The sequence below is a fragment of the Laspinema olomoucense D3b genome (assembly GCF_025370785.1).
GTDB classification, from domain to species: domain Bacteria; phylum Cyanobacteriota; class Cyanobacteriia; order Cyanobacteriales; family Laspinemataceae; genus Laspinema; species Laspinema olomoucense.
Map to the genome: position 1 here is coordinate 47,698 of NZ_JAMXFA010000036.1, position 21,029 is coordinate 68,726.

The 21,029-nt window shown below is 47.7% G+C and carries 18 protein-coding genes; 13 read left to right on the plus strand and 5 right to left on the minus strand.

Going from position 1 to position 21,029, the window contains the following annotated elements:
- The first annotated feature begins 108 nt into the window (after positions 1-108).
- The 7 genes from rpiA (at position 109) to ftsH (ending at position 8,243) form a co-directional block, all read left to right on the plus strand.
- Complete coding sequence (rpiA, locus tag NG792_RS22150) at positions 109-807, plus strand: ribose-5-phosphate isomerase RpiA (protein WP_261199667.1); 699 nt, start codon at positions 109-111, stop codon at positions 805-807.
- 182 nt (positions 808-989) lie between these two features.
- On the plus strand, positions 990-2,171 hold the full coding sequence (locus tag NG792_RS22155) for an aldo/keto reductase (RefSeq protein WP_261199698.1): 1,182 nt from the start codon (positions 990-992) through the stop codon (positions 2,169-2,171).
- A gap of 12 nt (positions 2,172-2,183) precedes the next feature.
- On the plus strand, positions 2,184-2,780 hold the full coding sequence (locus NG792_RS22160; RefSeq protein ID WP_261199666.1) for a GDSL-type esterase/lipase family protein: 597 nt from the start codon (positions 2,184-2,186) through the stop codon (positions 2,778-2,780).
- Between the two features lie 8 nt (positions 2,781-2,788).
- On the plus strand, positions 2,789-3,685 hold the full coding sequence (locus NG792_RS22165) for a hypothetical protein (RefSeq protein ID WP_261199665.1): 897 nt from the start codon (positions 2,789-2,791) through the stop codon (positions 3,683-3,685).
- A gap of 206 nt (positions 3,686-3,891) precedes the next feature.
- Positions 3,892-5,034, plus strand: a complete 1,143-nt coding sequence (locus NG792_RS22170; protein WP_261199663.1) for a ferrochelatase — start codon at positions 3,892-3,894, stop codon at positions 5,032-5,034.
- Positions 5,035-5,416: 382 nt separating this feature from the next.
- Positions 5,417-5,839, plus strand: a complete 423-nt coding sequence (locus NG792_RS22175; RefSeq protein ID WP_261199662.1) for a hypothetical protein — start codon at positions 5,417-5,419, stop codon at positions 5,837-5,839.
- Positions 5,840-6,242: 403 nt separating this feature from the next.
- A complete protein-coding gene (ftsH, locus tag NG792_RS22180) occupies positions 6,243-8,243 on the plus strand; it encodes an ATP-dependent zinc metalloprotease FtsH (protein WP_435387604.1) in 2,001 nt (666 codons plus the stop codon).
- 75 nt (positions 8,244-8,318) lie between these two features.
- On the opposite strand, the gene NG792_RS22185 is transcribed toward ftsH, so the two are convergent.
- Positions 8,319-8,969, minus strand: a complete 651-nt coding sequence (locus NG792_RS22185; RefSeq protein ID WP_261236806.1) for a M23 family metallopeptidase — start codon at positions 8,967-8,969, stop codon at positions 8,319-8,321.
- Between the two features lie 421 nt (positions 8,970-9,390).
- Between NG792_RS22185 and NG792_RS22190 the strand changes: the two genes are divergently transcribed.
- Together NG792_RS22190 and NG792_RS22195 are read left to right on the plus strand one after the other, a co-directional pair.
- Positions 9,391-9,771, plus strand: a complete 381-nt coding sequence (locus NG792_RS22190) for a hypothetical protein (protein WP_261236807.1) — start codon at positions 9,391-9,393, stop codon at positions 9,769-9,771.
- A 265-nt stretch (positions 9,772-10,036) separates the two neighbouring features.
- Positions 10,037-10,456: a hypothetical protein gene (locus NG792_RS22195; protein ID WP_261236808.1), complete on the plus strand. Its 420-nt coding sequence runs from the start codon at positions 10,037-10,039 to the stop codon at positions 10,454-10,456.
- A gap of 360 nt (positions 10,457-10,816) precedes the next feature.
- Here NG792_RS22195 and NG792_RS22200 read toward each other — a convergent pair whose 3' ends face one another.
- From NG792_RS22200 to NG792_RS22210, 3 genes are all read right to left on the minus strand, one after another.
- Positions 10,817-11,299, minus strand: coding sequence for an RpnC/YadD family protein (locus NG792_RS22200; RefSeq protein ID WP_261199657.1), 483 nt, complete (start codon positions 11,297-11,299; stop codon positions 10,817-10,819).
- A 117-nt stretch (positions 11,300-11,416) separates the two neighbouring features.
- The gene (locus tag NG792_RS22205; RefSeq protein WP_261199656.1) at positions 11,417-11,800 is read right to left on the minus strand and encodes an RpnC/YadD family protein; all 384 of its coding nucleotides are present in this window, start codon (positions 11,798-11,800) and stop codon (positions 11,417-11,419) included.
- Positions 11,801-11,966: 166 nt separating this feature from the next.
- Positions 11,967-13,241, minus strand: a complete 1,275-nt coding sequence (locus NG792_RS22210) for a glycosyltransferase family protein (protein WP_261236809.1) — start codon at positions 13,239-13,241, stop codon at positions 11,967-11,969.
- A 99-nt stretch (positions 13,242-13,340) separates the two neighbouring features.
- Between NG792_RS22210 and NG792_RS22215 the strand changes: the two genes are divergently transcribed.
- Complete coding sequence (locus NG792_RS22215; RefSeq protein ID WP_261236810.1) at positions 13,341-13,817, plus strand: ankyrin repeat domain-containing protein; 477 nt, start codon at positions 13,341-13,343, stop codon at positions 13,815-13,817.
- Between the two features lie 85 nt (positions 13,818-13,902).
- Here the strand turns inward: NG792_RS22215 and NG792_RS22220 are convergent, their stop codons facing one another.
- The gene (locus tag NG792_RS22220) at positions 13,903-15,501 is read right to left on the minus strand and encodes a hypothetical protein (RefSeq protein WP_261236811.1); all 1,599 of its coding nucleotides are present in this window, start codon (positions 15,499-15,501) and stop codon (positions 13,903-13,905) included.
- Between the two features lie 726 nt (positions 15,502-16,227).
- Here NG792_RS22220 and NG792_RS22225 point away from each other — a divergent pair.
- The 3 genes from NG792_RS22225 to NG792_RS22235 all read left to right on the plus strand — a co-directional run.
- Positions 16,228-20,211: a magnesium chelatase subunit H gene (locus NG792_RS22225; protein WP_261236812.1), complete on the plus strand. Its 3,984-nt coding sequence runs from the start codon at positions 16,228-16,230 to the stop codon at positions 20,209-20,211.
- A gap of 83 nt (positions 20,212-20,294) precedes the next feature.
- Entirely contained in the window at positions 20,295-20,591 is a 297-nt protein-coding gene (locus tag NG792_RS22230; protein WP_261236813.1) for a hypothetical protein, read from the plus strand.
- Positions 20,588-21,029: PIN domain-containing protein (locus NG792_RS22235; RefSeq protein WP_494337304.1), on the plus strand; the 442-nt coding region annotated here is incomplete at its 3' end. The genes NG792_RS22230 and NG792_RS22235, both read left to right, overlap by 4 nt.

Below are 21,029 nucleotides of genomic sequence, written 5' to 3' on the forward strand. Positions count from 1 at the left end.
AGGACGGGAAAAAATGCGCGATGGGGACAGGAACAGGGTAAATTTGACAGTGGAGTTTATTTTAACTGTCGTTCTGTCCCAGAGGGGACAAACATAGGAGTGGATCTGATGAGTACAGCAAATGCCATGAAACGCGAAGTCGGCAAGGCAGCCGCGCAACGAGTGAAATCTGGTTCCATCGTGGGATTAGGGACGGGTTCTACCACCGCTTATACCATTGAGTTCCTCGGGGAACGGCTTAAAAATGGGGATTTAAAAGATATTAAAGGGATTCCGACTTCGTTTCAGGCATCAGTGCTGGCGAAACAGTTTGGTATTCCTTTAACGACTTTAGATGAAGTCGATCGCATTGATATTGCTATTGATGGTGCTGATGAAGTTGATCCCCATAAAAACCTGATTAAAGGCGGCGGTGCAGCACATACTCGCGAGAAAATTGTAGATTGTCTAGCGGATATATTTATCGTAGTGGTAGATAGTTCTAAATTGGTGGATAAATTGGGTTCTACCTTTTTATTACCCGTTGAAGTATTGCCGATGGCAATGACGCCGGTGATGGCGGCAATTAAAAAGTTAGGGGGAGTACCCGAATTGCGGATGGGGGTGAAGAAAGCCGGACCCGTGATTACGGATCAAGGGAATTTTGTGATTGATGTGAAATTTGAGAGCATTGACAATCCAGCGGAATTAGAAAAGACTCTCAACAATATTCCCGGCGTGTTGGAAAATGGGTTATTTGTTGGGGTCACTGATGTGGTGTTAGTGGGTGAAGTGGTAGATGGTAAAACTGTGATTCGGGAACTGTAAACTGGGCGATCGCCTATCCAGGTTCAGGCATTTTACAGCCATTGCATCATTCACAACCCGGGAGTGGGAGCGTCTTGCTCCCTTGCTATAATAGTGAGCAAGACACTCCCAATCCGGGCTTTGATGACAACTTCCGATGAAATGCAATCTAAATTATTAAATTACAGCTCAAATTTATGATCATGCAATACCGACGCTTTGGACGAACTGAATTGCAAATGCCGGTATTTTCTTGTGGCGGCATGAGATATCAGTACAAGTGGCAGGATGTACCGCAATCCACGATTCCCGCGAATAATCAAGAAAATGTAGAAGCGATTATCCGGCGTTCCCTGGAAGTGGGGATTAATCACATTGAAACCGCCAGGGGATACGGCACCTCTGAAATCCAACTGGGCGAAATTCTCCCCAACTTACCCCGAAAACAACTCATCGTCCAAACCAAAGTAGAACCGACAGAAAACCCGGAGAAATTTCGAGCAACTTTGGAACAATCTTTGTCTAATTTAAAATTAGATTATGTGGATTTATTGGGAATTCATGGAATTAATACTCCTGAATTATTAGACTACAGCATTCGTCCTGGGGGATGTTTGGATGTAGTCAAAGAGTTTCAAGCTCAAGGCAGAGTTCGGTTTGTCGGGTTTTCCACTCATGCGCCAACTGACGTAATTGTCAAGGCAATTAACACCAATTGCTTTGATTATGTAAACTTACATTGGTACTATATCAATCAGGGAAACTGGCCTGCCATTGAAGCGGCAACCCAACAGGATATGGGGGTATTTATTATTAGTCCCTCTAATAAAGGGGGAAACCTCTACAGTCCTCCGGAAAGATTAGTAGAACTCTGCCGACCCCTAAGTCCAATGGTATTTAATAACCTGTTTTGCTTGTCTCATCCCCAAGTGCATACATTGAGTATTGGTGCATCCAAACCCACAGATTTTGATGAACATTTGAGAAGTTTAGAACTTTTAGAAAAAGCCGAGGAACTTTTACCCCCGATTATTGAGCGGTTAGAACAAGCGGCGATCGCCCGATTTGGAGAAGATTGGGTAAAAAGCTGGCATATCGGCTTACCCACCCCGGAAGAAACCCCCAATTCGATTAATATTTACCAGATTTTATGGCTAAGAAATCTGGCGATCGCCTATGATATGGTCGAATATGCCAAAATGCGCTATAATTTACTTGGAAATGGTAACCATTGGTTCCCTGGGGAAAAAGCCGAAGCCAGCGAAACTTTAGATTTTACCCCCTGTCTAGCACGCAGTCCTCACGCCGATAAAATCCCTGGACTTTTAGCTGATGCTCATCAGTTACTCGGCGGTGAAAGTGTGAAACGACTCTCTCAACAATAATATGTTCAAAATATGACAGCAAGCCGGATATGTTTTGTCGGTGACTCCTTTATCAACGGAACCGGAGACCCACAATACTTAGGCTGGACCGGCAGAATTGTTGCAGCAGCTTGTCAAGCGGGAGAAGAAATTACCTATTATAATCTCGGGGTCCGACGAGATACCTCGGCGGATATTTTAAAGCGGTGGCTGCCGGAAGTTTCCCATCGCTTACCCCCGGATTGTAACGGAAAAGTCCTATTTTCTTTCGGTGCAAACGATATTACCCTCGAAAAAGGAAAAACTCGCATAGACTTTCCGGACTCCCTGAACAATGCATGGCAGATCCTTGAACAGGCGAAATTGTTGTTTCCGGTGTTAATGGTGAGTTCTCCTCCCCTTGGCGATCGCGAAGACAACTTGAGACTGGCTGCGCTGTCCAACCAATTTGAGCAAATTTGCTTTAATCTGTCCATCCCTTATTTAGATGTTTTAACCCCCCTTCAAAACTCTCCCATCTGGATAAATGAAGTGGCGGCTAATGATGGAGCACATCCTCAATCCGCAGGATATGCAGAATTGGCAGAATTGGTAAAGAATTGGTTAGGCTGGATATCTTGGATTAACTAAAAGAAGACATGAATACCTTAAAACTTTCCCTCCCCAAGCCAAAAACTCAAATTTCTCTAACCCTTTTAAGTCTTCTACTCCTTTTACCCGGACTAAATAGCTGCACAATCCCAGGGAAGAATAGCACTCCAACTATCCCAGAAGCCGAAAAAGATCTACCGGAACAGCGATTTTTAGAATTTCCGGGATGGCTAGGATTTGGGACCAAAGTGCAACAAGATGGGGTCAGTAAGTTTCCCTTTTCTCCAACCAGTGGGGAATCACAAATTGCCATGTTTTCTGAACAGTGGTCGTTAGTTGATCCCGGAACTCCTTTGGTGGCGATCGCACCGGGAATTCGCGAAGAAGTGACCTTGCGGCGCTGGCAAAATGAACCCTACGGTTGTGACAACAGTCCCACCCCAATGGCAACCTTTAATGCCTCTCAAACCTTCCCAGAAGGAGCAGTTTGGGTATTGCCTCCCTCTCAAGGAGATGCTGCTACTGCCTTAACCGTAGAAACCCTACCCCTGGAGCGCATTCCCGAGGGAGTCTTGCGTCGAGATCCGCCCGATGCCAAGCAAATCCGCGCCTGGGAAGCGGGAGAAACCATCATTGTATTGGAACAAACCGGCGAGAAGACGGCAATGTTAACAGTTGCTGACAATGCCGGAACCGCTCTCTACACCAACCCGGTGGAAATTTTGTCGATACCGGGTTCTTACGAGAAACCGATTGATTTTTCTCAACGCTTTCAACCGGGAATTCCTCAACCCATTGGTGCGTTCCAATTCCAAAATAATGCCGTTCCCCTCTTGGTGTTTTGGCGTTCCAGTTTTGAGGGTCACAGCTTTGAGGCAGTGGTTCCTAGACCCGATCGCCTAGAGTCCGTGGATCTGGGTTCCGTCTACTATTGTGCCTTTTAAACGAACCGGCAGCCACTAAATCCTTGTCCCGTCCCCACTCCAATACATGGGGGAGGGCTTTTTCATCTTTACCCAGACTTGCTAACCCCGTTCCGGGGTTGGGTCCACCCCATCCCTCATTCCCCCCCGAGGGGATGTTACCCTAGAGGGAATCGGAAACATGAACCCGATCGCAGAACCCTAACTCGAATATTGAGGAGTCAAACGTGGTTGCAAGTCCCGAACAACAACAAGCAACAACCCAAATCAACAGCAGCAGTCATTCCCACGGCGATCGCGTCGCTGTTTTATTGATGGGGTATGGAGAAGTCGAAAGTTATGACGACTTCGCCAACTATAACGAACAAGCACTGAATCTGCTCACGGCGAAGTTCGCACCCGTTCCAAGCTGGATCTACCCCCCCCTAGCCAAATTACTCGCTATCTTTGATTTCCATGAGTGGAGTCATCAGCATGGCAAATTCATCTCCCCTCACAACGCCATTTTTGAGAAACAGCGTGAGGGAATCGAGCATGAGCTGCAACATCAGTGGGGCGATCGCATTAAAGTCTTCAAAGCTTTTAACTTTTGTGCGCCGCATCTTCCCGAGCAGGTTCTCACCCAAATTAAAGCCGAAGGATTTGATAAACTGCTGATTTATCCCCTGTTAGTAGTCGATTCTATCTTTACCAGCGGTATTGCCGTAGAACAAGTCAATTTAGCCTTAGAAAATCTCAAAGATGGCAATGGCGAACATTGGGTTAAGGATATGCGATATATCCCTTCTTTTTATAACCAACCCGCCTATATCAATTTGATGGCACAAATGGTCGAACAAACCATTGCCGCTGAACTCACAGGGGAACATCTCGCCTCACAAATCGGGATTGTGTTAATGAATCACGGTTGTCCTCACAAGGCCAAAGGCTTTACTTCGGGAATTACGGAAAGTCAGGCCCTGTATGATGCAGTCCGGGATAAGCTGATTGAGCGCTATCCTCTGATTTCCGTGGGTTGGCTGAATCACCAAACCCCGTTAATCGAATGGACGCAGCCGAATGCCACCCTCGCCGCCGAAAACTTGATCCAACTCGGAGCAAAAGCCGTTGTGTTTATGCCGATCGGGTTTGCCACGGAAAATCATGAAACCCTGCTGGATGTGCATCATATTATCCATGATTTAGAAAAACGGCACTCGGATGTCAGTTATATTCAAATGCCCTGTGTGAACGAACAGCCAGAGTTTTTGAAAATGGTGGCAGAATGGGCGAACCCTTTAATTGAAGAGTTACTCAGCGATCGCGCTGCGGTAGCCGGAACCCCCTTAGTGGCGGCTCCTCACACCCATCACCATCACCACCATCACTAAAAATCTATCCTCCGGTAGAGAGGGGATCGCACATGGCTGGTGATCCCTCTGTGAAGTGAAATTACAGAAAAATCAACGGACCCGTTTTCCCTGGGAAGACGGGTTTTGTCCTGTCAAAGTAGAAAACAGATAGCCCTTTAACTTCTGTGGTAAACTGGTCGAACATCCCCCGCTGAAACAATTGATCACAAACGAGAGTCATACGGGGATACGGTTGAGTGGGGGGTGGGGATAAACCTCCAGAGAATCCCTTGAATAGAGGGATAATTCAGGAAAAGGCTGTCAGGGATTGGATCTTAGATTACAAAAGTGACACAATTGATTAAAATTGAGTCGTTTGTAGGGGCTTTCTACCGGAAGAAAGCGCCTTCCCATCCTCTTAGTGAGTACATTTTGTTATGGTGAGGGAGAGTCCAAAGGCTTTGAAAGTCAGAAATTGCATAAAAATGGAGCATCAGGAAAATCACAATCCCTCCATTTTTTTACCCGTCAGTCCAGGCGATCGCCTACGGGGATCACAAGTATGATAGGTGCTCTAGCGATCCCCAAAATGGGGAAACCGCCAGCCCTGCGATCGCCATCCAAATTCCCAGTGATTACGATCGCACAAACCAACGAGATCAAATCACCCCAATGGGTGGAGAATTCGTTGATCATGCAGGTCAGTATTCCTCACGGTGTTGAGGAGGAGTCAATTATGGATTATACGTGGAAACCTTTTCTCTGGTTAGCAGGCACAATCGCTTTGCAAGTCGTCACTTTGAGCGTTGCCGCCCTCATGTTAGGGGCAATTTCATCCCATTAAACTCGATTGCGATCGCACATTTTCCCGCTCTCCCCATCCCTTGGGACTCTTGGCATCTAGACAATCCATTCAGATCAGCATTCCCAATAGCTAAATAGGACCAAATGCCATCCCCAGTCCGTCCCGTTCACCTCTAACCCGACGCCTACCCCGTCGTCGGTGGAATAGGGTGAGGGTCAACAGACGCCGGATCCCGCGATTCGGCAGGCATTAAACCCTCCCCTTTGGCGTATCGCCAAAGGGGAGGGTTTTAATTGCAGGATCACCAGCGGATCAAGGCAGTGCGACCGGACAAACGTTAAACTAGAAGCGGGACCTAATTTCGAGGGATAGATAGCCGAGGGTTCATCTTTGGGACCTCAGCATAGACAACTTCAAACAGGCACAGGTGAAGCGATTGAATATGAAAGGTTTTTTGAAACAGTGGATCGAGGGACAACGGGGAGTCAGTCAACCGAGTTCACTCAAAGGGGAGAGCATGACAAAACAAGGCAACCGTGCCAACAGTACAGGGCCTGTCGCTAAAAAAACATCTCTCCCCGTCAAACTAGCCAGCACCCTAGGGGCAATGCTGGCATCGGGAATACTGACTCAAGGGGTGCTGCTGACGACTCCAGCGATCGCCCAAACTGAGGCAAATACCCTGAGTTATAGCGAATTATTGCGGAAAATTGATGCCGGAGAAGTCCAACGAGTGGCAGTGGATCCGGCTCAAGGGGTTGCCCGAGTTAAGTTACTACAGGGCGATCAGGAATATAGCGTCCCCCTGTTTGATCGGCACCCGGAATTATTTGAAAGAATTAAATTACAAAACGAGGAAGCAGAGACGATTCAATTGGAAGTTCAGCCCACTTCCGACCCCTCAGCCGCCGTTGGCATGGCCGCCAATCTCCTCTTAATTCTCCTCCTAATTGGGGGATTGATGATGATTGTAAAGCGATCGGCCCAAGCTGGAAATCAAGCCATGAGCTTTGGCAAATCCAAAGCTAGGTTTCAAATGGAAGCCAAAACCGGCGTTATGTTTGATGATGTCGCCGGAATTGAGGAAGCTAAAGAAGAACTGCAAGAAGTGGTTACGTTCCTGAAAAAACCCGAACGATTTACGGCGATCGGGGCCAAAATTCCCAAAGGCGTCCTGTTAATTGGGCCCCCCGGAACCGGCAAAACCTTACTCGCCAAGGCGATCGCCGGAGAAGCAGGCGTCCCCTTCTTCAGCATCTCGGGTTCTGAATTCGTGGAAATGTTTGTGGGCGTCGGGGCCTCCCGCGTCCGGGACCTGTTCAAAAAAGCTAAAGAAAACTCCCCCTGCATCGTCTTCATCGATGAAATTGACGCCGTGGGCCGTCAGCGTGGCGCAGGCATTGGCGGCGGCAACGATGAGCGAGAACAAACCCTCAACCAACTCCTCACCGAGATGGATGGATTTGAGGGCAACTCCGGAATTATTATTATTGCGGCCACCAACCGGCCCGACGTCCTGGATCAGGCATTACTCCGTCCCGGACGATTTGACCGCCAGGTAACCGTAGATTTGCCCAGTTATAATGGCCGCCTGGGGATTTTACAAGTCCATGCGCGGAATAAGAAGCTGGCCCCAGAAGTTTCCATCGAGGCGATCGCCCGTCGCACCCCGGGATTTTCCGGTGCCGACTTAGCCAACCTGCTCAACGAAGCCGCCATTTTAACCGCAAGACGGCGCAAAGAAGAAATCGGCCACTTGGAAATCGACGACGCCATCGATCGCATCACCATCGGAATGCAACTGACTCCCTTGCTCGATAGCAAGAAAAAGCGCCTGATTGCCTACCACGAAATCGGTCACGCCCTGCTGATGACCCTTTTGGAAAATTCCGACCCCTTAAACAAAGTCACCATCATTCCTCGTTCCGGCGGCATAGGCGGCTTCGCTCAACAAAGTTTCAACGAAGAAATGATTGATAGTGGTCTCTACACCCGGGCTTGGTTAATAGACCGGATTACCATTACCCTAGGGGGGAGAGCCGCCGAACAGGAAGTATTTGGGGATACAGAAATCACCATTGGAGCCAGTAACGATATCCGCGTTGTCGCCGATTTAGCTCGGGAAATGGTCACCCGCTACGGAATGTCCGCCTTGGGTCCTCTAGCCCTAGAAACCCAGAACGCCGAAGTCTTTTTAGGTCGGGACCTCGGCAGCAAAGCCGACTACTCCGAAGAAGTTGCCTCTAAAGTGGACCGGCAGGTAAGAGAAATCGCCTTTGACTGCTATGAAAAAGCCCGAGTCATCCTCCGTCAGCATCGATCGCTCCTGGATTCCCTCGTGGATATGCTGTTAGAGCAAGAAACCATCGAAGGGGAGGACTTCCGGAAACTCGTCAGCCAATCCGTTGATCTCCCAGAAAAACAGCTTGTCAGCAAAGGTTAACTGTCAAAAAAAATAGCCCGCGTAGGCAGGCTTTATCCAGTCAGCTTCCACCCTCAACCGGGGGGGAGCTTTTTTTTAAGGTTGCATCGAAATACTCCGGGAAGAGCCATACATGGCGCGCAGAATCAACGCCGGGTCATACCAGTCATTAGCGTATCTGAGACCCCAGTGGAGATGAGGACCCGTACTGCGTCCGGACATCCCCACTCGACCGATGCGGATCCCAGCCGGAACCTGTTGACCTTCAAAAATTTGTAAGCCCCCGGTGCGATCGATCAGGTAACGACGCCCCCCCGACCGCTCAACGGCTCCTTGCATATGGCAATAGATATGCTCCCAGTCCCCGGATTGGATCACCAAACCAATGCCACAGCGATCGTCATCGATCGCCTGAGACACGGTTCCCGCCCACCAATTGCGGACATAGCTTCCCATCGGTGCCGCAATATCTAAACCCGAGTGAAATTCACTGCTATAACCGCCCGTCGGGGACTGACGATAGCCAAACGGCGAGGTATAAGCCTGAAAATTTTCCACAGGAAAGGAAGCCCCTTGCCAATGATTCGCCGCTGCAGTCTGTGGTACTCCTGGTCCCTGAGATTGAGCGATCTGGGGTTGCAACCCTAGAACCAGCATCACCACTAAACCTAGTCCGACAAATAACAGCCGTCGTAAAGTACGGGTTAAGTTTTTGTGCATCCATCCGGGGATAGCATTTCGCATCATCACTTCAATTCCTCAACCGCAGATTAACATTATGAATCCGTTCAAACCCGTTTCAGCATCAAACCGATAAATCTCATCTCAAGAGGGCCAGGAAATTAAATGCGCCCCCATCTTGAGGGTGGATTGATTCACCACGTCGAGGGAATGGTCCCCCTTGAGAATCCATTGCCTTCCATAAAATCCTGCACCCCAGTCACTCAGAAGGCCCTAACTCCAACGCGGGTCAAAAAGTTATTTTCTCGACGTGGATTTTACCCTAAGTTGTACCCTTGTCACTCATTCACGCACCGAATCCATAAATCGGTTTAATTTTGGGGCTACCCTGAATCAATCTCATTTCATCACAGGACACCGGGTCCTGAATTCTTAACTTTTGTTAAAATCGCTGAAAAGATAAATTCATAACCCCAGTGCCTCAACTATGTTAACTGAAATTTTTCCCTTTCAATTTGCAGTCGATACCACCGCCCTTGCCGGAACCTCATTATGGTCCCTGGCCCTCTATCTGGGGCTTTCCAGCCTCAGCGAATGGGTGACAGAACAACTGAATTGCTGGTTTAACTTTGCCGATCGCGCCCTCTACACCTCAGAAAAAGAGTTCGAGCGCTCAAAACAGGCCAGAGAGTCCCAAAATGCCCTCTATGCCTCGGTGTTGAGTATTGTCCCCTTTCTAGCAATGGGCGGAGTCTGCAACTGGGGCGTCCAATTCACCCTCGGCACCAGTTGGGCGATTTCTGTGGGGATTATTGCCTGTATTATTTGTGGCGTCTATGAATTGGGCCGTCGGGATGGGATGTCGTAACCCGGGGCGATCGCTCGTTGGAGTTGGAGCATCTTGCTCACTTTTTATTAGGGGAGAGCGAGCATCTTGCTCGCTTTTTATTGAGGAAATGTACAGAGGCTCCTTATATATAGCGGTTTCTACAGTTATGAGGTACTTTTTTGGAAGGGCTTTGCATCTTGCTCGTTAGGATGTGGGGTGAGCAAGATGCAAAGCCTACGGCATAGCTTCAATGTGCGCCACTCCTGTAAATATCTGTGCCTCATGAGTCCGGAAACCGCTATATATGAAGGGCAATGTCAATCTCCAAATTATAAAAATTTCAGAAGGATATAACCAATTATCTGAATGTACACTTTTTTATAAAAATACGCCACCATGCATGGTTGAATTTCAAAACACTGAATTAGGAAATCATCAATTTCAAGGTAAAGATGTTTTTGATTGCTTTTGTAAACTTAGATTTTTTCTCGAAAAAAAGGGGTGGAATATTCTATGTAATGGAGCGCGGGTTGATGCTTATCCATCATCTATGTCACGAGATATGGGCGGAGGAATGAAGCTGTATCATCTACAAATAGGTAAACGTCCTCAACGAATCGATCTACTTAGAATATTTGATAAAGCAGAGGCAAATCAAATTGGAACGCTTGAAGAACAGCGTCTTTATTATGAAAGGTGGCGGGCAAGTGAGAAAAGGGATTAGGGACCCAATAGACCTTCCCCGTTTGAACAGTTGCTTTAAAGTCTCATAATCAGAGATTTGATTAATCCGGTCAATCACCTCGGCTGGCAGTGGGTTAAACCGCTCGTTCAAAACTTCCAAAATAATCTCATGAACAAATTGGAGACCTTCTTGGAGACCTTGTTGGTACCCTTCTTGGAACCCTTTGTGGAAAGATTGTTGGAAACCTTCTGGGAAACCTTCTTTGCGAGCAGCTTTCATTGTGCGACGTTCGATATGGCTCAGAATCGGCATATTTCGCTCCCCGTCAGTGTTTTGTCTAGCTTCGTAATCGAAAGAAAGGATAGGGCAGGGCCCTATCCTTTCCGATAAAGTAAAAATTTAATTGTCGGTCATTATCGAGACAAGAACTTTCTCAAATTCCGCCAGGGACCCCATAGACATTCCCCGTGTGAGCAGTTGCTGTAAGGTCTCATAATCAGAGATTTGATTAATCCGCTCAATCACCTCGGCTGGCAGTGGGTTAAACTGCGCGTTCAAGACTGCCAAAACCATATTACGACCGTTTTGGATACCTTGTTGGAAACCTTCTTCTAAACCTTCTTGCCGACCCGTTTCCAGGGCGCGACGTTCAATATTGCTTAGAATCGGCATTTTTCGTTCCTCCTGATAGTTTTTGAGTTTGGTGTCAAAACTTTGTTGCAGGCTTTCGGGTAGGGTCATCATCCAGTCTAGTAATCGAAATAGCTTGATGATGTCATTGTCAGTATAACCTCGTTCGGAGAGGTTCTGTACTAACTCCCATTTATACTGTTCCCTTTCTTCGGCATTTCCTGTGCTGGCTTGGGTTTTTAAATGGGCCATGACTAAAAAGGCTAAGGGATTGAGACTGGTTTTAAGGGTCTCCCATTGGCTTTCATAGTCGAGGAGTTTGGCGATGGGAAATTCAAAGCGGATAGAACTGCCTCCGAGTTCATAGCTCTAGGAGTTGGGCCGCCATGACGGGCGATCGTCTCCTAGGATGGCTAGGCTAATCACTTTTTTGTGGATGTCAAAGGACCGATAATGGTAGATGTACATCCGTTCGGGAAAAACTGACTCTTCTTGACTCTGGACTTCGATATGAATCAAGATATAGGCTTCTTCTCCGTTTTTTTGCCAGACTTTGAAGAGTTTATCCGCTTCTCTTTCTCCACTGGTGGCGGTGGGGGTAATTTGTTGCAGTTCTTTATCTAGGGATTGGTAGCCTCGGCTCCAATCGACTAGGATATGAACGTTGGGGAAAAAGAAAGATAAGAAGGGTTCGAGATAGTCTTCTAAGGCTTCTTTCCAAGGTTGGTCATAATTGGCATGGGGGGTATCCACCCTGATTCCTCCTAATGTTTTTTGAAGCGTATATTTTAAATTATACATTAAAATTAATAGGTCAAAAAAGAGTGTAGTGTATTTTTTCAAGTTTTATATTATTGGCAAATCTGAGTTAGATTTTGAACCAAGGGGCAATTCATGAATTGCCCCTATAGGGTTTTGGTTAATCTAATTGAGCTTGTATCTCTTCTATGACGATTTTAGCGATATGATTTCCGGCACCGGGTTGTCCTCGGACTGAATGTAATTTATCTCGGATGAGTTGTAGTTTTTGGGGATTTTCTAACCAATCTAAGACGATCGCAGCGACTTGTTGAGGTTGCAATTTGCCGACGAGTTCGGGGACGATTTCGCTTTTTGCCCAAATGTTGGGCCATGCAAAGAGGTTGCCTTGGCGCAAGACTAGGCTGTTAATTAGTTTGGCAAAGATTGAACCGAATAAAGGTAGGTTAGCTAAGATTCCGGGTAATCCATCCCAGGCGCGCATGGCATCTAGTTGTTGGGTGGGGAGGAGGACGATCATGGGGATGCCGAGGGAACCGAGTTCGGCGGTGTTAGCACCAACGGTTGTGAGGCAGAGGGTACATTGGGAGAGCAAATCATAAGCGGGCGATCGCCTCCAAAGTTGCACCCTCAATCCAGTGGGGGTTTCCAAATACGCCTTACTGTGGTTCTCTTCTAGTTTTAACTCCCCAGGTGTGCCATTCACTAATTTTAGGACCGGATTCTGTTGCGGATTGGCAAATTCGGCTAAGGTTTCTATTTCTAAGGTTGGCGCGACGGGAATCACAAATTGACTCTGGGGTCGCACTTGATGGATACATTCAGCGATCGCCAGACACAAGGGAACCCCCTGCATCAGTTTCGCCGGTTTCGACCCCGGTAGCAGTCCAATCAGTTCCTCTGCCTCACCCCATTCTCCTCTTTCCTCCTCTTCGTTTCCCCAATCTTGAGCAACATCGGCAATTAAATCCCCGACAATGGTAAATTTATGGGCATATTTCTGAGAATCCTGGGGTTGCACCTGATCATTCATCACGGCAAAACGATTAATCCACCGTTGCCATCGCGCTTCCCGTTCAGCATAGATGACAGTCCGATAACCGAAGCGTTTGCCGAGGATCAGGGTAAAAAATTGGTCACCGCCTAGAAAAAGAACCACCCCTTTTTCTCGCCAGTCCCAATTTTCGGCAGTTTTTCCCCTGAGTAAAAAGGGCCAAAAATGTTGTGCTTCCTGTACTCGGTCAATTTCTGGATAGGACCGGGCGATCGCCCCTTCTTTTCCCGTAGCATGGGGACAAGGGGACAGAATCAGGGAAATCCGCACATTTTCCCGGCGATCGCCTAGCTGTTGTGCCAAGGCGCGAACCACGGGACGCACCCAGGTGGCTAATTCTCCGGGACCATTAGACAAAATTACAATATCGATCGCTGTCATAATCACGATTTAAAGTTTAAAGTTTAGGGTTTAGATTCTCGATAGAATATCAGACGTTGTGGGTAGTTAATCACCTTATAATCACAGAGGAGATCAGGGATGAGTGAGTTAATCGAGGCGATTAAAACAGGAGAAAAATCTCAGGTGGAGGCGTTACTCCAGGGAAATGCTGACGTGAATCAAAAAGATGCCGATGGATTAACGGCATTAACCGCTGCTGCCGAGAGTGGCAATCTGGAATTGGTAGAACTATTACTTGATGCTGGTGCAGAGGCTAAAAATGGCGATAGTGATGGTTGGACGGCGTTGATGAGTGCGGCAGGTTCCGGTAAGGTGGAGGTTGTCGAGGCATTAATTGCCGCCGGTGCAGATATCAATGCCCAAAGTGAGTTTGGGGTAACGCCTTTAATTACAGCAGCGTCCAATGGACATGAAGCAGTGGTACAATGTTTAATTGATCGCGGTGCAGATATTCGGGCGAAGGACCGTAATAACTGGACGGCGTTGGTTTGGGCGGCGGAGGAAGGGCATCCCAAGATTGTGGAACTGATTAAACAAGCTCGCGATCGCACTTAACTGGGGTTCTCCCTAGACAGCAACAGGATGGCGATCGCCATCCTGCTTCCAGTCGGCACAAACAATGCTGATTCCCAGTACCCCTTCAACTCATCAAGAATCGTCCCGTCGTAAATGCTTGCGTTACCACTATATTAGTCACTCCCTCCACAATTCCGACTAAATCCCCCGGATTGCGGAAAATGTTTAAATTGCCGTCGGATGCCTGGAAAGTATATTCCGCTGGATTCCCCCCTAACTGAATCTGATCCTTTCCCGGTTCAAAGTTGCGAATCACCGCATAATCTTCATTTCCATTTCCGATATAGAACGGTTGAATCGTTGAATTAGCAAAGCTAATCCCTGTCCCTAGGACAAATGTATCAGCCCCAAAACTGCCGACTAATACATCAATTTGACCCGTTCCCTGACTCGCGATCACCACATCTTGGTTGGGCGAATCTGCCACCACCGTTAATCCAACTCCCACCAGACTCGTATTCTGACCAAATCCGGTAATGACATCACTGCCACTCGACCCCGTAAACACCCCAACTCGGCCTTCATTCTGACCAAATTGTTGATAATGGGCTAATCCCGAGGCGAAAACCCCTGCTTCCACTGCCGCTGCTACATCCCGGTTAACTGCTAAATAAACGCTATCGTTGAAACCCGGAATTTGGGTGATTAATGAACCATCTCCTGCTGACACGGTAAAAGTGCCATCATCAAAAATATTTCTTATTTGCAGGTTGGTGACTCCTTCTACAATCCCGACTAAATCACCCCCTGCAGTGGAGATTAGGAAATTTCCATTAGCGCTATCAAACCGATACTCCCTCGGTTCCCCCGCCACCACTATTAAATCTTTCTCTAGCTGAAAGCTTTTAATCAGGGCGTAGTCCCGATTTCCCTGTCCTACATACAATTTTTGCTGGGTGGGTTGTAAGGGAGTAATCCCGATTCCCAGATTAAAAACATCGCCTCCCGATCCTCCAATTAAGGTATCAATTTCTCCCACTCCTAAACTGGTGGGAATTCCATCAACTCCACCAATACCCAATGGGCTAATATTAGAAAGTCCCACGCCGATAATGCCCGTAGCTTGTCCAAAAGCATTAATCGTATCACTCCCACGGGTGCCCAAGAAAACCCCGGCCCGAGCCGCTTCAAATTGTCCAAAACTTTGATAATGGGCTAATCCTGAACTGAGTACCCCCGACTCTACTGCAATTCTGACATCGGAATGAAGGGCTAAATAAGCGGATTCGTTAAACCCGGCAGGGGTCAAGGAAATATTGGGTCCGCCAGGACGTCCTTCGCCATTTCCCAGGGCCAGAAAGTGTTGCAATCCCGAGGCGAAAAGTCCGCTATTAACTGCCCCGGCTACATCAGGATTCAGGGATAAATAGGTGCTTTCGTTCCAAAGTGGGGAAATATTTACCCGTCCTTCTGCTTCCCCTAATTGGATAAAGTGTTGCAATCCGGATCTGAGCGCTCCATTATTGACTGCGGTCCCTACATCCGGATTGTTCCGTAAGTAAGTTGCTTCGTCATAAAATGGAGAAATTTTAACTCTTCCTTCCCCTAACCCAAATAGTTGAAAGTGGCTTAGACCGGATGCAAATATTCCGGCATTAACCGCTTGTTGAACATCCAAATTATTCGCTAAGTAAAAAGTTTCGTTGTAAAGTGCAAAACTCATGGTAATTTCCCCACACCAGTTTTTTTTACCCGTCACCAACTGACGGATATGGTCCGTATTCTACCTTAATAATTTGGTTTCGTATCTAGGGACTGTTTATTCTTTTAAAAATATTAATAAAGGTAGGGATTACGGGGGTCCCTCGATAACCCCTTGATTGATTTGAGCCGGGTGAGGTGATGATTGTCGCCCTTGGCAGCGTTGGCTTTTTACCTCACTTATACGGAATCCGTTTGCTAAAGACCTACTTTACTCTTGAGCCTGCGGAGGCAGGCTTCGTCCGTATAGCCCCACCCTTTAGGGTGTGGGATTTTATAGACTTTAACAACCGGATTTGGTATTATACCCGCTGCTGATGACTGCGGACTCTTTTCTCTGGCAGCCAATCCACCCTACATTTATCCACCGCCTGTTACATCACTGTAATAATTAATCACCAAGCTGTTAAATAAAAGACGGTAACCTCTAAATTTCGGAAGGTTATGAACTTCTGTAACCTACATGGTAAAGTAAATACCTGCTAAGAAAGTTAACAAAACTACACAATTGGCAATCGGTTCTTATCGAATTGTGTCGGATCAGGGCCAAAAGCCCCCAGAGAGACGCATTTTTTGGTAAAAACTCTTACAGTTGCCACTTTTGCGTTGGACCGGCTAGAACCTGACTCCGACGCTCCAAACCTAACTGCTAAATTGCTCGACGCGCATCTAAAAGGAGCCAAACTTCATGTTCACTCACGTCAAGCCCACCATTCGACACATTGCCCCGGATGATATCAGAGGGCGTTCTTTACTGAAGGTGGTCTATGTCGTGCTAGAAGCCCAGTATCAGAGTGCTTTATCGTCTGCGGTTCGCTCAATCAACGAAAATAACCAAAATTTAGCCATTGAAATCAGTGGTTACTTGATAGAAGAACTGCGTGACTCGAATAACTACGAGGCTTTTAAGCAGGATCTAGCCACGGCAAATGTTTTTATTGCTTCCCTAATTTTCATTGAAGATTTAGCCCAAAAAGTGACTGCCGCAGTCGAACCCCACCGCGATCGCCTGGATGTCGCTGTGGTGTTTCCCTCCATGCCGGAGGTGATGCGTCTGAATAAAATGGGCAGTTTCTCGATGGCGCAATTGGGTCAATCCAAGAGTGCGATCGGGCAATTTATGAAAAAGCGCAAGGAAAAATCTGGCGCTTCCTTCCAAGATGGAATGCTCAAGTTGCTGCAAACCTTGCCCAAAGTCCTCAAATATCTGCCGATGGACAAGGCCCAGGATGCCCGCAACTTCATGCTGAGTTTCCAATATTGGTTGGGGGGTTCCTCGGAAAACCTGGAAAACTTCTTGCTGATGTTGGCGGATAAATATGTCTTCAAAGGTCAGCAAACGGTGAAATTCCAGGATCCAGTAGTTTATCTGGATATGGGGGTCTGGCATCCCTTGGCCCCGAAAATGTTTGAGGATGTCAAGGATTATCTGAACTGGTATAACAGCCGGGACGACATTTCCGATGACCTTAAAGACCCCCTGGCCCCCTGTATTGGCCTAGTGCTGCAACGCACCCACCTCGTTACCGGGGATGATGCCCATTATGTGGCGATGGTCCAGGAAATTGAAGCCTTGGGTGCACGCCCGATTCCCGTATTTGCTGGCGGGTTGGACTTTTCTAAACCTGTGGATGCCTATTTCTGGGATGTGGGCGCGAAAGGGGTTGAACCGCTGCCGTTAGTTGATACAGTGATTTCGTTAACGGGATTTGCTTTGGTGGGAGGTCCCGCCCGTCAAGACCATCCCAAGGCGATCGAGTCTCTGAAACGCTTAAATCGGCCCTATATGGTGGCTTTGCCGTTGGTATTCCAAACGACGGAAGAATGGCAGGATAGTGATTTGGGGTTACACCCGATTCAAGTGGCGCTACAGATTGCGATTCCGGAATTGGATGGGGCGATCGAACCGATTATTTTATCGGGACGAGATGGGGCTACTGGGAAGGCGATCGCCCTCCAGGACCGCATCGAAACCGTCACCCAACGGGCGATTAAATGGGCGACCCTACGCCGGAAGCCGAAACTGGATAAAAAACTGGCTATCACCATTTTTAGCTTCCCTCCAGATAAAGGCAATGTGGGAACTGCTGCCTATCTCGATGTGTTCGGCAGCATCTACGAAGTGATGAACGCCCTCAAATGCAATGGGTATGACCTTCCTGAGTTGCCGGAGTCTGCTGAGGCGTTGATGCTGGAAGTTATCCACGATGCCCAAGCGCAGTACAATAGCCCCGAATTGAATGTCGCCTATCGGATGTCGGTGGAAGAGTATGAAAAACTGACACCCTATTCTGAACGACTGCAAGAAAACTGGGGACCGCCTCCGGGACATCTGAACACCGACGGACAAAATTTGTTGGTGTATGGCAAGTCATTTGGCAACGTTTTTATCGGGATTCAGCCGACGTTTGGCTATGAAGGAGACCCGATGCGGTTGCTATTCTCGCGATCGGCCAGTCCCCATCATGGATTTGCAGCTTACTACACCTATTTAGAGCAAATTTGGGGGGCCGATGCGGTACTCCATTTTGGCACTCACGGGTCCTTGGAATTTATGCCGGGTAAGCAGATGGGGATGTCTGGGGAATGCTATCCTGACAGCTTGATTGGCAAGATTCCGAATATCTACTATTACGCGGCTAATAATCCTTCTGAGGCGACGATCGCCAAACGGCGGTCTTATGCGGAAACCATTAGCTATTTGACGCCACCGGCAGAGAATGCGGGGTTATATAAGGGACTGCAAGAACTCAATGAGTTGATTGGTTCTTATCAAACTCTGAAAGAGAGTGGACGGGGAGTGGCGATCGTTAACACCATCATGGATAAATGCCGGTTGGTGAATTTGGATCAGGATATCAACTTACCGGACAAAGATGCGATCGACCTGACTCCCGAGGAACGGGATAATGTGGTGGGTCAAGTCTATCGGAAGCTGATGGAAATCGAATCGCGGTTGTTACCCTGTGGGTTGCACGTGATTGGGAAACCGCCTTCTGCTGAAGAGGCGATCGCCACCTTAGTCAACATCGCCTCCCTCGATCGCGAAGAAGAAGGCGTCAAGAGTCTGCTGCGGATTATCGCCAACAGCATCGGACGAGACATCGACGAACTCTATGCCAACAACGATAAAGGCATCCTCGAAGACGTCGAACTGTTACAAGCGATTATACAAGCCACTCGCGCCGCCGTTGCCGCCCTCATCCAAGAACAAACCGACGCCGAAGGACGAGTCTCACTTGTCTCCAAACTCAACTTCTTCAACATGGGCAAAAAAGCCCCTTGGGTCGAATCCCTACACAAATCGGGATATCCCAACGTCAGCAACGACGACCTCAAACCCCTGTTTGAGTACCTGGAATTCTGCTTGCAGCAAATTTGCGCCGACAACGAACTCGGGGCCTTATTGCGCGCCTTAGAAGGGGAATATGTCCTCCCCGGACCCGGTGGCGACCCCATCCGTAACCCCGATGTGCTACCTACCGGCAAAAATATCCACGCCCTCGACCCCCAATCCATCCCCACCGCAGCCGCAGTTACTTCGGCTAAAATCGTCGTAGACCGCCTGTTAGACCGGCAACGGCGGGAAAATAACGGACAATGGCCCGAAACCATCGCCTGCGTCCTCTGGGGAACCGACAACATCAAAACCTACGGGGAATCCCTCGCCCAAATCATGTGGATGGTGGGAGTCAAACCCGTTCCCGATGCCTTGGGACGAGTCAACAAACTGGAACTGCTGTCCTTAGAAGAGTTAGGACGTCCCCGCATCGATGTGGTGATTAACTGTTCCGGCGTCTTCCGTGACTTGTTCATCAACCAAATGAACCTGTTAGACAAAGCCGTGAAAATGGCCGCAGAAGCCGACGAACCGTTAGAGATGAACTTCATCCGTAAACACGCGATGAAACAAGCCGAAGAGATGGGAATCAACCTGCGCCAAGCCGCTACCCGTGTCTTTTCTAACGCTTCCGGTTCCTATGCCTCTAACGTCAACTTAGCCGTGGAGAATAGCACATGGGAAAGCGAGAATGAGTTACAGGAAATGTATCTCACTCGTAAATCCTTTGCTTTCTCCTCGGATAATCCGGGAACAATGGAACAGGACCGTCAGATTTTCGAGTCTTCCTTGAAAACCGCTGATGTCACCTTCCAAAACTTGGATTCTTCGGAAATCAGTCTCACCGACGTTTCTCACTACTTCGATTCCGACCCGACCAAAGTGATCGGCACATTACGCGGCGACGGCAAGAAACCTGCGGCATACATCGCCGACACCACCACCGCCAACGCCCAAGTGCGAACCCTCTCGGAAACTGTCCGCTTAGATACGCGCACCAAGATGCTCAATCCCAAGTGGTACGAGGGAATGCTCTCCCACGGCTACGAAGGCGTCCGCGAACTCTCGAAACGCCTCGTGAACACGATGGGATGGAGTGCCACAGCAGGGGCCGTTGATAACTGGGTCTACGAGGAAGCAAACGAAACCTTTATGAAGGATGAGGAGATGCAGAAACGCCTCCTCAACCTGAATCCGAACTCGTTCCGCAAGATGGTCACAACCCTGTTAGAAGCCAATGGACGCGGGTACTGGGAAACCAGTGAGGAGAATCTAGACCGCCTGCGCGAGTTGTATCAAGAAGTGGAGGACCGGATTGAAGGGATAGAATAGAGTTTGAGTGATTGTGGGGCAGATTATAGCATCTGCCCCTTTTCCCACTGTCAGTTTGAAAACAATAACCCGGAGAGTTCACCATGATTGACGTGCGAAAAGCAGTCATTGCTGCCCAAGATTATTTTAATTCTGTGCAAGATTTGATGAGTCAAAATGGCCCATTAGATATCCAGGATTTAAGGTTGGAAGAAGTTGAACTTTCAGAAGATAAAAAATACTGGTTTGTTACAATTGGATATAATTTGCCAAAATCGGCGATGAGAAATCCGTTGATTCCAGAAGTTGTAAGGACGAAAGAATGGGAAAGGAATTATAAAATTTTTAAAATTAATGCTGACACGGGAAACGTAGAATCTATGAAAATTAGAGAACTATGAACGATTATGTTAGCCAAGTGTTTAAACACTATAAATGCAAAGGTATAGTGATAGATACTAATATCCTTCTGCTATGGTGTGTAGGCACGGTCAACAGAAGTCGCATTTCAAAATTTAGCCGAACCGAAAAATTTTTACCCGAAGATTATGATATAATTTTAAAAGTTTTAGAGTATTTCAATAAGATAGTTACTACTCCTAACATTCTAACAGAAGTCAATAGCCTTGTCAATCAAATGGGCGAACCAGAGCGCTCTCAATGTTTGCAAGTCCTGGGGCAAGGAGTCACCAAGCTAGATGAGTTTTATATTAGACCTCTTGCAAAAAAAATCTATGTTATAATGAAAAATTTTGAATTTTCGACCCCAGAGCCAACTCATAATTGTAAAGTGCTGCCAACAAATTACAACGGAGACCATAACGACGGCGACGATTTCG